At 46.3% G+C, this 15344-nt stretch carries 17 protein-coding genes and 1 tRNA gene; 8 read left to right on the forward strand and 10 right to left on the reverse strand.

What is annotated here, in order from left to right; genetic code table 11:
• Positions 1 to 12 precede the first annotated feature (12 nt).
• Together radA and BCF55_RS05885 are read right to left on the reverse strand one after the other, a co-directional pair.
• Positions 13 to 1347 (reverse strand): DNA repair protein RadA, encoded by a 1335-nt coding sequence (radA, locus tag BCF55_RS05880; protein ID WP_121011363.1) that lies wholly within the window; start codon positions 1345 to 1347, stop codon positions 13 to 15.
• Positions 1328 to 2032 carry a succinate dehydrogenase/fumarate reductase iron-sulfur subunit gene (locus BCF55_RS05885; protein ID WP_121011366.1) on the reverse strand — a complete coding sequence of 235 codons (705 nt, stop codon included), beginning with the start codon at positions 2030 to 2032 and terminating at the stop codon, positions 1328 to 1330. The genes radA and BCF55_RS05885 overlap by 20 nt, the downstream gene beginning before the upstream one ends.
• A 163-nt stretch (positions 2033 to 2195) precedes the next feature.
• Between BCF55_RS05885 and argH the strand changes: the two genes are divergently transcribed.
• Complete coding sequence (argH, locus tag BCF55_RS05890) at positions 2196 to 3572, forward strand: argininosuccinate lyase (protein ID WP_121011369.1); 1377 nt, start codon at positions 2196 to 2198, stop codon at positions 3570 to 3572.
• Here the strand turns inward: argH and BCF55_RS05895 are convergent.
• Positions 3564 to 4511: a hypothetical protein gene (locus BCF55_RS05895; RefSeq protein WP_121011372.1), complete on the reverse strand. Its 948-nt coding sequence runs from the start codon at positions 4509 to 4511 to the stop codon at positions 3564 to 3566. The genes argH and BCF55_RS05895 overlap by 9 nt on opposite strands.
• Positions 4511 to 5047, reverse strand: coding sequence for an FMN-binding protein (locus BCF55_RS05900; protein ID WP_121011375.1), 537 nt, complete (start codon positions 5045 to 5047; stop codon positions 4511 to 4513). Before BCF55_RS05900 ends, BCF55_RS05895 begins: the two co-directional genes overlap by 1 nt.
• Positions 5048 to 5172: 125 nt before the next feature.
• On the opposite strand from BCF55_RS05900, the gene BCF55_RS05905 reads away from it, so the two are divergent.
• Both BCF55_RS05905 and BCF55_RS05910 read left to right on the forward strand, forming a co-directional pair.
• Positions 5173 to 5256: transfer RNA gene (locus tag BCF55_RS05905), tRNA-Leu, on the forward strand.
• A 14-nt stretch (positions 5257 to 5270) separates the two neighbouring features.
• The gene (locus BCF55_RS05910; RefSeq protein ID WP_121011378.1) at positions 5271 to 6053 is read left to right on the forward strand and encodes a Gfo/Idh/MocA family oxidoreductase; all 783 of its coding nucleotides are present in this window, start codon (positions 5271 to 5273) and stop codon (positions 6051 to 6053) included.
• Here BCF55_RS05910 and BCF55_RS05915 read toward each other — a convergent pair.
• From BCF55_RS05915 to BCF55_RS05940, 6 genes are read right to left on the reverse strand one after another with little or no spacing between them, the layout of a single operon-like run.
• A complete protein-coding gene (locus tag BCF55_RS05915; RefSeq protein ID WP_121011381.1) occupies positions 6050 to 6790 on the reverse strand; it encodes a ferredoxin reductase in 741 nt (246 codons plus the stop codon). The two genes, BCF55_RS05910 and BCF55_RS05915, sit on opposite strands and share 4 nt — an antisense overlap.
• On the reverse strand, positions 6787 to 7461 hold the full coding sequence (gene pdo / locus BCF55_RS05920; protein ID WP_121011384.1) for a protein disulfide oxidoreductase: 675 nt from the start codon (positions 7459 to 7461) through the stop codon (positions 6787 to 6789). Before pdo ends, BCF55_RS05915 begins: the two co-directional genes overlap by 4 nt.
• Positions 7462 to 7503: 42 nt before the next feature.
• Positions 7504 to 8202: an endonuclease V gene (locus BCF55_RS05925; protein WP_245960410.1), complete on the reverse strand. Its 699-nt coding sequence runs from the start codon at positions 8200 to 8202 to the stop codon at positions 7504 to 7506.
• Positions 8160 to 8762: a TIGR00296 family protein gene (locus BCF55_RS05930; protein ID WP_121011387.1), complete on the reverse strand. Its 603-nt coding sequence runs from the start codon at positions 8760 to 8762 to the stop codon at positions 8160 to 8162. The genes BCF55_RS05925 and BCF55_RS05930 overlap by 43 nt, the downstream gene beginning before the upstream one ends.
• The gene (ybeY, locus tag BCF55_RS05935; protein ID WP_338033025.1) at positions 8740 to 9177 is read right to left on the reverse strand and encodes an rRNA maturation RNase YbeY; all 438 of its coding nucleotides are present in this window, start codon (positions 9175 to 9177) and stop codon (positions 8740 to 8742) included. The genes BCF55_RS05930 and ybeY overlap by 23 nt, the downstream gene beginning before the upstream one ends.
• Positions 9101 to 10129 (reverse strand): PhoH family protein, encoded by a 1029-nt coding sequence (locus BCF55_RS05940; protein WP_121011393.1) that lies wholly within the window; start codon positions 10127 to 10129, stop codon positions 9101 to 9103. Before BCF55_RS05940 ends, ybeY begins: the two co-directional genes overlap by 77 nt.
• Before the next feature lie 83 nt (positions 10130 to 10212).
• Between BCF55_RS05940 and BCF55_RS05945 the strand changes: the two genes are divergently transcribed.
• The 5 genes from BCF55_RS05945 (at position 10213) to BCF55_RS05965 (ending at position 15343) form a co-directional block, all read left to right on the forward strand.
• The gene (locus tag BCF55_RS05945) at positions 10213 to 11079 is read left to right on the forward strand and encodes a zinc metalloprotease HtpX (protein ID WP_121011396.1); all 867 of its coding nucleotides are present in this window, start codon (positions 10213 to 10215) and stop codon (positions 11077 to 11079) included.
• A gap of 67 nt (positions 11080 to 11146) precedes the next feature.
• Positions 11147 to 11782, forward strand: a complete 636-nt coding sequence (pspA, locus tag BCF55_RS05950; protein WP_121011399.1) for a phosphoserine phosphatase PspA — start codon at positions 11147 to 11149, stop codon at positions 11780 to 11782.
• The gene (locus tag BCF55_RS05955) at positions 11757 to 14312 is read left to right on the forward strand and encodes a tetratricopeptide repeat protein (RefSeq protein ID WP_121011402.1); all 2556 of its coding nucleotides are present in this window, start codon (positions 11757 to 11759) and stop codon (positions 14310 to 14312) included. Before pspA ends, BCF55_RS05955 begins: the two co-directional genes overlap by 26 nt.
• Entirely contained in the window at positions 14312 to 14938 is a 627-nt protein-coding gene (locus BCF55_RS05960; protein ID WP_121011405.1) for a MotA/TolQ/ExbB proton channel family protein, read from the forward strand. The genes BCF55_RS05955 and BCF55_RS05960 overlap by 1 nt, the downstream gene beginning before the upstream one ends.
• Positions 14939 to 14941: 3 nt before the next feature.
• A complete protein-coding gene (locus BCF55_RS05965) occupies positions 14942 to 15343 on the forward strand; it encodes an ExbD/TolR family protein (protein WP_121011408.1) in 402 nt (133 codons plus the stop codon).
• The last annotated feature ends 1 nt before the right edge of the window (position 15344 follow it).

Genomic DNA, 15344 nt, shown 5'->3' on the forward strand with positions numbered 1-15344 from the left:
AATTAATATAGCTCAAAGAAGGGCTTCAATAGCTTCCCTGAGATTGGTAACGGGGATTACCTCCATATCCTCAACTTCCATATGTAAGCTTGCAGGTATAACTGCCTTTTTGAAGCCAAACTTCTTCGCCTCTTTAAGCCTCAAATCTCCAAAATGGACAGCTCTAACTTCCCCCGATAGACCAAGCTCGCCAAATATCACCGTATCTTCGGGCACGGTCTTATCCTTCTTGGAGGAAGCTATCGCAAGCGCTACCGCAAGGTCCGCAGCCGGTTCCCTAACTGATAAACCGCCGGCAACGTTCACAAAGACGTCCGAATCCCTCGTAAATATGTTTGCCTCCTTCTCAAGGATAGCAAGGAGAAGGGAAAGCCTGTTCACGTCAAAACCCTGGGTCTTCCTCTGAGGGGTGGTGTAGAGCGCAGGAAGAACCAGAGCTTGCACTTCAAGGAGTATGGGTTTACTACCTTCAGTGTGGGGAAATATGACGCTGCCGGGGGAGTTTACCCTTTCACCTATAAAGAAAGCGGATGGCTCTAAAACCTCTTCTAAACCGTGATCTCCCATCTTGAATACTGCAACCTCTCCTGTTGAGCCGAATCTGTTCTTAACTACCTTTACGACTCTATAGAAGTTAAAGCGTTCCCCTTCAAATTGGAGAACAGTATCAACTATGTGTTCCAGAACCTTTGGACCTGCTATCGCTCCCTCTTTTGTAATCTGTCCCACTACAAAGCAGGGAATTCCCTTTTCCTTACACAGCTCTGCGAGTCTGAAGGTAACCTCCCTGACCTGGGAGACAGAGCCTGCGGAGGATTCCAATCTTTCAGAGTAAAGGGTTTGGATAGAGTCCACAACCAATAGATTTGGTTCTTCTTGCTGCAGTACATCTACCACATTCTCAAATGATGTTTCAGGATAAAGCAACAATCTGTCGCTGGAAATTCCAAGCCTCCTCCCTCTGAGAGCTATCTGGGAACCTGATTCCTCACCAGACACGTAGAGAACCTTTCCGTACCTGGTGTATCTATCCGAAACCTGAAGGAGAAGGGTTGACTTCCCGATTCCTGGCTCTCCGGCTATGAGGACAACCTGTCCGGGGACTAATCCACCACCAAGAGCCAGGTCAAGGTTACAAAAGCCGGTACTCGTCCGCTCACCAGAGTCCTCTTCCCAGCTATTAATGGATAGCACCTTTACCTGACTGGGAATTTTGAAAACCTTACCCTTCTCTACAAGCTCTTCAACAAGGGTATTCCATTCTCCACAGGACGGACATCTACCCATCCACTTTACCGAGTAGTATCCGCAGGACTGACAGACATACCTAACACTTTGCTTGGCCATGCTCTTTAATATAAGTCATGAGCTCCCTTATAAGGGTTGCAGGCTCTACCTCCTTTGGACAGGTGCTGTTGCACTTGTCGCAGGAGAGACAGTGGTAGAGATGACCCTCCACGACAGCCTCCTTAAATCTGTATTCTTTATCCCTATCCCTCGGGTCTTCTAAAAACCTGTAAAACTTGGCGAAGAAGAGAGGACCCGCATACTCAGTCTCTAAGACTTGAGGGCAGTAAGATTGACAGGCAGAGCACAGGATACAGTCAGCCGCCTTCTCTATCCTTTTACTCACCTGTGGGGGTATCCTGACCTCTCCCTCATACTCCTTAATCCAGGTGTGAAATTTCTTCATCCTTTCTATAACATCCTCGTGGTTCACGGCAAGGTCTCTTATAATGGGAAACTTATCCAATGGCTCAACGATTATCTCCTCTTGTGTAAGTATATAAGGGAGAACCTGCTCTTTACAGGCGAGCTTGGGAAAGCCGTTTATGAAAACGGTGCAGGTTCCACATATCCCAGCCCTGCAGAAATGCCTGAAGGTAAGGCTTGGGTCAACATTTTCCTTTATCCTGTGGAAGGCTGTAAGGAACGTCATTCCTTCTTCGTATTCAACCTCAAAGGTATCAAAACCCTGCCTACCGTTGGCGGGGTCGTATCTGAAAACTTTCAAACGGAGTTTTAGTTCCATGGGGGAATAATATAGCCTGCAAGGTAGAAAATTCAAAGGGGAGACACTATGTCTGATATCCCACGCTATTGACACTTTATATCTTCCAGATTCAAAGGGTTTTGCTTTCAATTTAATTGAGCTATTCCGAGTTTGTAGGTGAAATTTACCTTAAAATTTCCTTATGGAAAAACCATGGTCTGGAAGGTTCTCGGAAGAGACAGATGAGTTTGTAGAGGAGTTCACCGAGTCGGTCAGTTTTGACAGGGAGCTTGCCCTTGAGGACATAAGGCAGGACATAGCCCACGTGAGAACCCTCCAGAAAGCCGGCATCCTCAGTGAAGAGGAAACAAAGAAGATAATAGAGGGACTAAAAGGTATAGAAAAGGACATAAGGGAGGGGAAGTTTGAGTGGAAGAGAGAGCTGGAAGACGTTCATATGAACATTGAGGCGGAGCTTATCAAGAGGGTAGGAGATGTAGGCGGCAAGCTCCACACCGGAAGGTCAAGAAACGACCAGGTGGCAACAGACGAAAGGCTATTCTTAAAAAAAGAAACCGAGGAGATAATAAACCTCCTCAAGGAATTGAGGAAAGCCCTCGTAATAACCGCTCGGAACAGCATAGATTTAATTCTTCCCGCATACACCCATCTCCAGAGGGCACAGCCTATCAGGCTCGCCCATTACTTCTTAGCCTTTAGGGAAATGTTTTTGAAGGATACGGAGAGGTTCTTGGACTGTTACAGAAGGATTGACGAACTCCCCTTAGGCAGCGGTGCTGTTGCCGGTGTGGACTTTCCTATTGACAGACACTACACGGCGGAGCTTCTGGGGTTCAATAAAATTGTCAGAAACTCTATATACGCTACTGCAGACAGGGACTTTATAGCGGAGTTCTTATTCGTGTGTGCTCTGACGGGCATGCATCTATCAAGGCTTGCCGAGGATTTGATAATCTGGTCTTCCGAGGAATTCAGTTACGTTGACCTTCCAGACAAGCTCTGTACGGGTAGCTCCATAATGCCCCAGAAGAAAAACCCTGACGTTTTGGAACTCATAAGGGGGAAGACAGGCAGGTTATACGGAAATCTCCTATCCCTTTTAACCGTGCTCAAGGGTATCCCTACAGCATACAACAGAGATTTACAGGAGGATAAGGAGCCTCTCTTTGACAGCGTTAAGACTTTAAAGGGTTCACTTATCGGTATAAGAAAGGTTATAGAGGGCTTGAGCTTTAAAGAGCATAAGATGTACCCAAATGCAGGAAATTTCGTTCTAATAACAGATGTAGCCAACTACCTAGCTCTGAAAGGCATACCCTTCAGGAAAGCCCACCACATAGCCGGAAGCATAGTTGCCTACCTTATTGAAAAAGGTAAAAGGCTTGAAGACATTACCCTTGAGGAGTTAAGGAGCTTTTCGGAGCTCTTTGAGGAAGATGTGTTTAACCTCTTCAAACCTGAAAACGTTGCGGATAGGAGAAAAACTTACGGAGGGACAGCAAGAGAACAGATTACAAAACTGATAGAGGTAGCCTTAAGGGAAGAGGGATTAAAGTAGGATTATAGTCTTTGCCCTGTGTCTGAGTATTGAAACGGCTACAACCAGTGATACGTAGGTCATCATAAAAGTCAGACCCAAAAAGGAAACGAGCTTGGCATAAGAAAAGAGAGGGTCTATATAACGTATCAGTAATCCGCTCACGTTATCAAGGAGGGCAAAAATCAAAGTAGAAGAACTTATAAGAACCTTATTTCTAACATTTGTAAAGAAAACAAAGTGAATTAGCGCGAAAAGGTAAACACCCATGGTTATAAAGTGGGGGTTTACGACCTTCAGAATACCTTCTAAGGTTTTTGGCTTCAAAAACTTCTCCGGTGCTCCGAGGTAGTACTCAGCTACGTGATGGGGGGCAAAGCCCAGTTTAACCAGGAACAGGAAGAAATTCAAGGTTGTAAAAAACAGCGTGAATAGGGAAAATATAAAAACCAAAGTATACAGGATTGAGCGTTCAGGGGGCTCTTCTTTCTCTTTAGAGAGATAAAGCTTGAGGGTAAGGAAGAGCATAGCCCCTGTGATTATCTGAAAGGAATAAAAGAAGAAGATTTTCAAATATATAAACAGGGGTGATACATAGTAAACCCCGAACGCTGACAACGGCTCAAGTATGCCAGCCAGAAAGGAGGAAGCTATCAACGTATACTTAATCCAATCCCTAACGCACTTATGTATGAATATTGAAGATAGGACTAAGATAAAAGTAACAGACATAAAGAGCTGTATATGTATATCCTCAAGGAGTTGACCTAAAGGCAGCCTTTCGGGAAAGCGGGGGTCCGTGAAGAAGTAAGCGTACATACGCTCGTAGGTAAGTCCAAACTTGAAATGGTAAAAAAACCAACTGACAACCCAGTAAAGTAGAGATGAAAGCAGGAATAAGAGCACGGTAACATAGAGAGGAGCGTTGCTCTTTATATTTGAAGATATAAAAAACCGCATCAGTTCTTACCCTCAAAGAGAACCTTCCATATAGCGAGGGCTCTCCGGGCAGCGTTAGTTAAAGCCCTTGCCGTAAGTGTTGCTCCTGTCATATTTGGTATGTCCCTTTTCAACTTCACAGAGTCTTTACCCAGAGTTTTACCCTTAAAAAGGGCAAGCCAGTTTTCGTCAGCCATATACTCAAGAGGCTCATTAAAAGACATAACCTCAACGAGCTCTATCTCACCGGCGGTGTTTATTACAAAGAGCACGCTTTCAGTATGGGTTCTCACCCTGTGGGTATCCACATAACCGTACGCTATCACCTTTCCCCCTTTGTGTACCAGATACACAGATATTAATCGGGTATCAAGGGGAACTTTTGCAATCTCCTCTACACGTCTCCTCTGCTCCTCGCTCAGGACTATATTCTCAACCTTTACCGTTGCTCCGGGAAAAAACGAGCTGAGAGCCTTTTCCGGGGTGTTGAACTCCCTTTCTTCAGAAAAGCTCACGAAGCTAAGGGCAGCCGCGATAAGAAGTATGAAAAGTCTCATGGTAATGAAATTATAATAAAAACTTACATTCAATCTCAATTTTAAAACCTCCGGTCTTTATTAGCATATTAGAATTTACTTATAGACACTGGTTGTTCAACGGGTGGGATATAATTACTCATTGAGCCGGAGTGGCGGAACTGGCAGACGCGGGGGACTCAAAATCCTCTGCCCGCGAGGGCGTGCGGGTTCGACTCCCGCCTCCGGCATTGAGGTAAAAGATATGCACGTTCTACTTATAGGTCTTGGCAATATGGGCATGAAGTATCTGGCAAAGTTAGAAGAACTTCAGGAGTTGCCTGTCCTATGCGATGTTGACCCCTACAAAAATATAGAAAGGTACCCGTTCTATTGTCACTTTGGCGAGGTTAAAGAGGAAATAAAGAGGGTGATAGTTGCCGTGAACCCTGAGCAGCACGTAGCCATAGCCAGGGAATTTCTCAGTAGGGATATACCGGTACTCCTTGAAAAGCCTCCAGCCAGAAAAAGTTCAGAGTTCAGGGAAATAGCCGAAAACAAGAACCTTGAGATTTCTGAAATAGAGCTGTACTCCTATCCTGTAAAGAACTTCCCCAGGGGAGTTGAGGTTAGAGAGATTCTTGTTGAACGGTTAAACAAGGGCAGAGGGTACATAAACCCCTTATGGGACCTAGCTTGGCACGATATGTACATTCTCCAGTACCTCTTTGGAGAGTTAAAACTTGAAGACTTTAAAGAAGGCAAGGTATGGGAGCTTACCGGGACCGCAGGAGGGATACCCTTCAGGATAAGGGTAGCCTGGGAATATGAGGGCAACGTTGTAAGGAGATGGGTATTGAAAACTTCCAAAGGGGATATCCTTATGGACCTTTTGAAGGAGGAGATAGCCTACGACGGAAAGGTTCTCCGTAAGAACCAGGGGGATAAGCTAAGGGAGATGGTGGAGGACTTTCTGAAAGGTATGAGAAGGGAAGGCTCTGCAGAAAGGGCACTTAAAAACCTTGAGCTTTTAGAGTCTCTAACCTAATCGTACCTTTCTGTCTTTATCTGTTTCCTGTCAACACCGAGTTCCAGAAGAAGCGCCTTCATGTCATCAACGAATAAGGGGGGACCACAGATGTAATAAAGGTTTGCGGGGATATCCTCAACCTCGTTGGTTATCTTGTTTGCATCTATCCTTCCCTTCAGTCCGTCCCAGTGGTCGGGAGCGCTCCTTGTAAGGGTAACTCTTACCTTTATGTTTGAATGCCTGCTTAAGTCCTGGAGCTCCTTCCTGTAGATTATCTCCTCGTAGGAGGTGTAAGAAACAAGGAGTGTAGCTCTGACGTTTTTGAGCTCTTTATCCCTTATATATCTAAGTATGCTCATGAGGGGAACTATGCCGCTCCCAGCACCGATAAGGACTATACGCGTAGAGAGTTCCTCAGTCCAGTAAAACCTTCCGTAGGGTCCCTTTATGTAAAACCGGTCTCCTTCTTTAACTTCAGTGGTTAAAAATACAGAGGCTTTACCTCCTTCCTTTCTCTTGACCGTTAGCTCCAGCCTGTCTTTCTTGAGTGGACTTGAAGCGATAGAGTAGGCCCTCTTGAGCTCTTCACCGGTTGGTGGGTAGGGAACTTTAAGCATAACGTACTGTCCTGGGTAAAAATCAAATTCCTGCCCCCTCAGGTCAAAGACGAGGGTTTTCGTTGTAGGTGTTTCCTCTATAACCTCTACAACAGGGGCAACAAATTCCACAAGGGGCTTCCTTTCAAGTTCGGTCACTGCTCCCTTTCCTTCTTAAGTTTCTCGTAGGTCGCTATTATATACCCTAAAAAGGCATTCTCAGGCTGGGCTCCAACAAACTCGGCAACGCCGTTATTTATAACTATCTTGGGGACACCAACAACCTGGAACCTTTCTGCCAGGTCCGGGTTTTCTGAGGCATCCACAACCTTTGCGGTTATGTAGTCACTGGCAAGGGCAAAGTTGTAAGCCATAACAGCAGCTGCAGGGCAGTATCCACAAGAGGTCGTGACAAAGACCATAAGCTCAAGAGGTATGTCCACCTGCCTCACCATTTCAAGGGTTTTCTCCGACAGGTTAGGCTCTCTCTTTGACACTTGGAGTATCCCTTGAATGAGAGTGCTAAACTCCAGACCGGCCGGCAATCCCACGTACCTTATGCCGTAATCCTTATCTCCTTCAATAACTATCGTAGGTATCCTGTCAACACCGTATTTCTGAGCAAGCTCCTGCTCCAAGACAGGAGTGTGAACCTCGTACTTCAGTCTGTCCTCTCCAACCACGCTAACAAGCTCCTGCAGGAGCTCTTCAACTGTCTGACAGCTATCACATCCTATCGCCTGGGAGAAAACTTTTAAAGTAACAGGCTCCTTAAACTCCTTCTCAAAGATGTCCTTTATCTGAGTTCTAACATCCAAGCCTAAGAGCATCTTTACACCTCCTTTTCAGGATATAAATATATTCTAATTTTCTTAAGTTGCACCGAAAAGGCTTCTCCTTCTAACCTGCTGAAGTAAGTTATGGGCAAGTCTAGTCGGTTCGGGTATGCGATACCTTGATGTTTCCAGAACCAAGTTTATAGCAGTTTTAAGACTTATCCTATGACCCACAGATACGAAGATAGGTGCGGTTTTGTCCTTCGTTCTGACCACAGCTCCCACCACTCTTTCTCCATGTTTGAGGTATGAATAAGCCCCTCTCCTCTCTTCGGGTTCTTTGTAGTGCCCAAAGAGTCTGGTTTTTGCAACTCCAACACTAACCTCTCCCGTTTCAACTCCAAAGTGGGAAGCTATTCCGCATCCACGGGGGTGTGCTGTCCCCTGCCCATCTATAAAATATACATCCGGTTTAACCTCGGTTTTCTCATATAGCTTTAGAAGTAAAGGCATCTCACGAAAAGCCAGAAAAGTTGGGATGTAAGGGAAGCTCACCATATCCTCTACCACCAAGCTGTATATGGGTTTTAAGGTTCTTATATCAATGACTACAAGGCTCGCCCAGGCTCTGGTTGGGTTCTCCTTCACGCTTTCAAAGGTAAGGTCCATACCGCCTACAGTTTGGAGCTTTTCAAAGTCGTCCCTGCCGATTACTCTCCTTGCACACTCAAGCTGAATTTTCTTAAGCTCTTCTATCCGCAGTTCAGAGCTTCTATCTTCCTGACTTCTCCCCACGGTTCAACCTCCTCAAATATCTCGCTTTCAAATCTGAAGACCCTGGTATCCGGGTCCTTCCAGCAATCTCTGTCAAGACCGGCTTTTAGACAAGTATTCTCAAGGAAATCTATAGGTTCCCACCCGTACCTGGGTGCTACCTGTGGTAGGAGTAATCCCCTGATACCATGCAAATCAACTATGAGCCCGTCTCTACCCACACATATACTATCAAGTAACAGTTCTTTTGGTACCTCTTCCGGCTCTGTAAGTATTGAAAGCTCCCAGACGATCTCCCCTAACTCCTCCTCCCTTAGGGGTGGAAAACGGGGGTCTTTAAAGGCTGCACTGACAGAGGAGTAAATCACAGCATACCATAAGGGGTACTGAGGGTAGGGAACCCCTATGCAGCCTCTCAAGTTTTTTTCCGGGTAGGTGAGCAGGGTGGTAAACACTCCCCTCTTGTAGGGGTATCTTTCCTTGATGGGTTCAGGGACTATTAACTTCCCTCCCCTAAAAACGCTTAAAACCGCATTTCTACCGAGGTGGATTAACTCCTTAGCCTCTTCTGAGTTCAGCATTAACTTTCTCCTCAAGGGCTTTGAACTTCCTCTCTTCCTCACCTCCCAGCTCATGGTCGTAACCGAGCAGGTGTATGATTCCATGAGCCAGAAGCCTTTCAACCTCCTCATCAAGACCGCATCCCCACTCTAAAGCTTGCCTGTTAGCTGTATCAAGGGAGATAACCACGTCCCCTAATATGAGTCTGTCCCCCACTTTCTCTCCTATAGGAAAGGAGAGAACGTCCGTAGGCTCGTCCTTCCCCCTGTACGCTTTGTTTAATTCCCTAATCTCTTCATCGGTCGTTATCAGGATACTCAGCTCAGAGTCTTTAACCCCTAAGATGTCCAGGATAAGCTCAGCTCTCTCCTTCAGCCACCTCTTCCTGAGCTTTCTTCTCTTCAACTTTATCGCTATCTCGTTCATGAGCCTCATAAGCCTCTATTATCCTGGCTACTATAGGGTGCCTGACTACGTCTTCCTGAGAGAACCAGACGAAATCTATCCCTGGAACACCCTTTAATACCCTTAAAGCTTCCACAAGCCCGGAATGCTCTTTCTTGGGAAGATCTATCTGGGTTATGTCACCGGTAACAACCACCTTTGAACCAAAACCTATACGGGTCAGGAACATCTTCATCTGTTCCTTGGTTGCGTTCTGGGCTTCGTCAAGGATTATGAAGGAGTCATTCAGCGTTCTACCTCTCATGAATGCGAGGGGCGCTATCTCTATTATGTTTCTCTCAAGCATATACATAGCCTTATCGTAATCAACCATGTCATAGAGGGCGTCGTACAGGGGTCTCAGGTAGGGGTCTACCTTCTCGGCTATGGTTCCCGGCAAAAATCCAAGCTTTTCACCCGCCTCTACGGCAGGTCTTGTAAGTATTATCTTGTTAACCTTTTGTTCCTTAAGGTGGGCAAGTGCCATAGCCATTGCCAGATAAGTTTTACCTGTCCCCGCGGGTCCAACTCCGAAGACCACGTCGTTGCTCTTTATTGCCTGTACGTACCTTCTCTGGGTAGGGGTTTTTGGTGCTATCGCCCTTCTTCTATGGGTTACAAGGATTATCTCCCCTTCCTCCTCAGGGATATTCTCGTGTCCCTCCGCCTTCTCAAGGAAGTCCTTGGCATACTCCCTAACTTCCTTTGATGTAAGCCTTTCCCTGTCAAGCCTCAGCATCGTGGCTTTCAGGAAGGCAGTGAACCTCCTCACCTTGTCGTCTTCACCCTTGATTATAAGCTCGGTGCCTCTTGGAATGATACGAACATCAAAGGGCTTTGAGAAGTATTTTATGTTCTCATCGCCCCTACCAACTATGGCGTAGAACCTCTCGTCGTACCTTCCGAGGTCTATCTTCTCTTCTAAGGCAACTCTACTCGTCATTTCCTCTTGACTTCTCAATAGCCGTAGAATAAATATAAATCCCCGTAAAGGGAATTACAACCACAGGAAGGAGGTTTATAAACATGGGATACATGCTGAGGACAGTGTTGCTCCTCGGACTACTTACCGGCATACTGCTCTTTATAGGAAACCTGATAGGAGGGCAGACCGGCGTAATAGTGGCTTTCTTGATAGCCGCTGTCATGAACTTTATGGCTTACTGGTTCTCGGACAGGATAGTTTTATCAATGTACGGAGCTAAGGAGATAAGCTACGAGGAGGCACCGTGGCTGCACAGGATAGTGGAGGAGCTTGCAAGGAGAGCTAACATTCCCAAACCCCCTATATACCTTGTTCCTATGGAACAGCCTAACGCTTTCGCCACTGGAAGAGGACCGGGACACGCAGCGGTGGCTGTAACCAGAGGTATCCTTGACATACTTGATGAGGAGGAGTTAAAGGGTGTTCTTGCCCATGAGCTTGCCCACATAAAGAATAGAGACGTTCTTGTAGCTTCAATAGCAGCTACCATAGCAGGCGCAATATCCATGATAGTTCACTGGCTTCAGTGGGCTCTGATATTCGGCTGGGGAAGGGACGAGGAGAACAATAATCCACTCTCAATAGTAGGTAGCATACTAATGATAATAATTACGCCTATAATAGCCGCCTTAATACAGATGGCTATATCCCGTTCAAGGGAATACCTTGCCGATGAGACAGGAGCCTACATATGTGGGTGCCCGTTGTCCCTTGCAAAAGCCCTTGAAAAGATACACAACTATGTGACACGGGTTCCTGCTCCTGTCAACGAAGGGACAGCCCATCTGTTTATAGAGAATCCTCTCAAGGGAGAGGGAATAATGGAGCTATTCTCAACTCATCCCTCCACCGAGAAGAGGATCGCAAAACTCGTGGAAATCGCAAGGAAGATGGGTCAGGTTAGCTAAGCAGTTGGGAGGGCAAGAAGCCCTCCCTTGCCATTCCTGACTTCTGATAAAATATAAACCCTGACGAATGCTGAAACTCATAATAGCAAGGCACGCTGAGAGCCAATGGAACCCCGTAGGACGTTATCAGGGTCTCCTTGACCCCGAACTTACGGAAAGAGGAAAGGCTCAGGCAGAAGCTCTCGCATATGAGTTCCAGAAGGAGAAAGTTTCTCGGATATATTCGTCCCCCCTCAAGAGGACCTTCCAAACTGCCAAGATAATATCCGACAAGCTTGCAGTACCCCTGCACAGGGAGGATAGGGTGATAGAGATAGACCACGGGAACTGGTCAGGCATGCTAGTTGATGAGGTGAAGGAGAAGTATCCCAGAGAATTTGAGATGTGGCTTAAAGAACCCCACAGGGTGAAGTTTGAAGGCGGAGAAAGCCTTGAAGATGTCTTCAGAAGGGTAAAGGACTTCTTAGAATACGTTAGGAAGGAACATGAAGATGAAACAGTGATCGTGGTTTCCCACACTGTACCGATAAGGTGTATGTACTGTGCACTTCTGGACATAGACCTTTCCAAGTTCTGGAGCTTTGGCTGTGACAACGCTTCATACTCTGTTGTTATTATGGAAGATGAAAGGAACGTTTTACAGAAGCTGAACATAACTTGTCATCTGGGGGAGTTGTATGTACAAGCCCATAAAGCTCTTTAGTTTTATACTTCTGGTGGCCTCCTTATCCCTTGGCTCAAACTTGAGTGAAAGTATAAGCCTGAAGGTGAAGGTTATAGGGAGGGTCGCTGAGGAAAAGCCACGTTTGATGCCTCCGGATACGGTCTCCCTTAAAGGGGACATACCACCCCTTGACCTCTCTGGAGAGTTGCTTGAACCACCAAAGACGATAGAGGAGCCGCCCATAGATATACCTAAGGAGGGAGGCGGGTGTGGAGAACCTAAGGATAAAACCTACTACATAGCCGGACTAAAACACTACGTTGAGGGGAACCTAAAGAGGGCGGAAAGTAGATTCCTGGATGTTCTATCCCTCCAGAGTTCTGCCTTTGTTCCCCAATCAGAGTACATGCTTGGGCTTATATACTCCAAAACCAACAGGGAGGAGGAAGCCCTAAAGTTCTTCCAAAGCTCCTGCTCAGCACAACATCCCTTTAAACAGGCAGCCTGCGAGTCTATGTACGCTCTTGAGTTCAAGTTGAAAGGAGAACCGGTTGAAACCGAAGAGCCGGAGCTATGGGGCAGGGTTTACGAGATAAAAACCTCCTCAGGCATAAAAGCCCCATACTGTGAGGGTGTCGTGTTCGTAAATTACTGCAGGTACGTTCAGGACTTTGCGGAAGGGAGGGTAAACGAAGACTACAGGGAAAGCACGGAGTTGAGGAAAGCTATAGTGCTTATGAATTCAGGAGACCTCGGTGGGGCTAAGAGCATACTCAGGAGATACAGCAAACCTCTGAGTCCTTACAGGGAGGAGGCTCTATACTATCTTGGGGTGATAGCCCTCAAGGAAGGCAGGAAAGAAGAGGCGTACAAGCTCGCCTCTCTTCTTGAGGTATCAAACAGTAACTACGCTCAGCATCTGTTTCTGATGCTCTCCCAGGAAGACGTCCTCTTTTCCAAGGTCGCCTATGAGGTAACGGGTTCAAAGGAAGCTCTCAGGAGCGCAGGAGTTCACTCCTACAACAGGGGAGATTACAGATTAGCCTATGCCGAGTTAACAAAGGCTGGGGAGTATCTAATTGCTGCTTACGCAGCCATCAAGGAGGGAGATTATCAGAGAGCCTATGAGTCTCTTCAAAAAGTGGAGAAAAGGGATCAAGGCTACTACACATGGCTACTGGAAACCCTTTACTGGCTTGGGAAGGACGGGGAGATGGAGAAAGTCCTGTCCGAGATAAAGGACAAATATCCCAAACTTTACAAGGAGTATAAAGGGTGGCTCGCCTTCAGGAAAGAGAACTGGATGGAAGCTTACAGACTTTTTGACGACCCCTATCACAGGGCTTTAGCCCTCTTCAACGCGGGCAAGTATCCGGAAGTTCTAAAGGTCATAAGTGAAGCTAAAGACCTAAAGAGCAGGCTTTTAAAGGCAAAGGCTGCCATCTCTTTAGGGAACGGGTCTCTTGCAAGGGAGTTTCTCACAGACCAGAGCGGTGAGGAGATATACCTTACGGGGATGAGCTTCTTCATTGAGGGGAAGTATCAGGAGGCTATAAACTACTTCAACAAACTCCTTGAAAACAAAGAATACAAGAGCAGGGCACTCCTGAGAATTGCAGACTCCTACTATAACCTCGGTGAATATGAAAGGGCAAAGGAGCTTTATAAGGAGATACTTACCTTTTACGCGGACTCCCCTGAAGCCTTAGATGCAACCCTCGCCTTAGCCCAAATAGAGCTACAGAAACCAACCAAAGACCTTGAAAGGCTCGTAAGGGACTTTGAAAGTAAGTTTCCTGGTTCCCCAATGATAACCGACCTCAAGTACCAGCTTGCGGGCATGTATATAAAGGAGAACAGAAGGGAAGAAGCCAGAAGTATACTTGAAGAACTACTTGAGAAAGAAAACTACAGAGCCAAGGCTCTTATAAGATTAGCTCAGATAGAGGAGGACCCCAAAAAGAAGGAGGACCTCCTGAAGGAAGCGATTCTGAAGGGAAGAGGTGAGGACAAAGAGAAAGCCACAGGCATGCTTATGAGCCTGTATCTTGAAAAGAAGGAGTTTGAAAAGCTCGCAGATTTTCTGAGTACCGGAGACTTTGATGACAGAAAGAAAGCCCTATCCATATACCTATCCGAGAATATAGAGAAGGCGATAAAGCTCTTTGATGAGCTGATCAAGGAAAATCCGTCTGATCAGGAGCTTAGAGATAAGGCTATGGAGCTTTACAATAAAACCAAGGGCAGAAAGTACCTGACGATAGCGAAAGATAGCCAGAACCCGAAGGTGAGAGCAAGGGCACTCTATCTGCTTGGACTCATTCAAAAGAAGACGGATAAGAATAAAGCCCTTGAGTATTTCGTTGAGGTCGTTCTCTCCGCAGAGGGAATTCAACCTTACTACAACAGAAGTATCCTTGAGGCGGTGGATATACTTCTATCAATGAACGCCCGTAAGGATGCATCGTGCCTACTGGCTAAGCTGGACTCCCGCTACCTTACCAAGAAGGACATAAAAAAGGTTAATATATTGAAGAATAAGTTACCCAAGTGTGAGGTGAAGAAGTGATGGAGGGAGCTTTAGGACAGGTGTTTGAGCTCATAAGGAAGGGTGGTATAGTTATGTACCCCCTGATCATACTCTCGGTGCTATCGTGGGTTTACATAATTGAGAGGGTAATAAACTTAAGGGTGGGCTCTTTCTTACCCTCTAACCTGAATGAGGTTAAGCTTCTTCTCCAGAAGATGGATGTTGACGGAGCCTACAAGGTGCTTTCCCTTAACAGGGACATATTCTCAAGAGCTTTAAAAACGACCCTTGAAGAGTACCTGAAGGGAAACAGAAGAAAACCTGAACTCACGGCAATCGCCGAAAGGGAGCTCTCGGCTGTAGTTCCGGCAGTTGAGAAGAACCTTATGCTTCTTTCCGCAATAGCCTCCATAGCTCCCCTGTTGGGTCTGTTCGGAACTATAACGGGTCTTATAAAGGTGTTTTCAGCTTACGCCTCCGTTCAAACGGAAGAAGCACTTAGGCTTTTGGCATCAGGGATAGGGGAAGCACTCACAGCTGCAGCCACAGGATTGATAGTGGCTATACCTGCCCTATTCGCCTACTGGATATTTAGAAATCTCGGAAGCGACATAATTGAAAAGGTTGAGAAGGAAGCTCGTGAGATATTAGACCTGTTGGAGTAACTTATGAACCTGAGAAAGAGAGCCCGCTTTGGCGCTGATGAGAGAGCCTATATAGACGTTGTCCCTCTCGTTGATACTCTTCTTGCGGTGTTCTTGTTCCTTGCTGTCCTTGCCTTCCAATCACCCTTAACTTTCATAGCCGTTAAACTCCCTGAGGCTGAAAAGGGTGAAACCCAGAGGATAAGAGCAGCAAGGGTTCAGGTTACCCAGAAGGGAGCCCTGCTTTTAGAAGGGAAACCCACAGATATAAAAACCATAGAGCGGTTCCTGAGCGATAAGAAGCCCCAATATCTGATAATTGAAGCCGATGAAGACACAAAACACAAATTTGTCGTTTACGTAATGGACACCGCCAAGAAAGCTGGTGTGGAGAATGTGATAATAGCTGTCCGTAAGAAACGTTAGA

Source organism: Hydrogenivirga caldilitoris (assembly GCF_003664005.1).
GTDB lineage: Bacteria > Aquificota > Aquificia > Aquificales > Aquificaceae > Hydrogenivirga > Hydrogenivirga caldilitoris.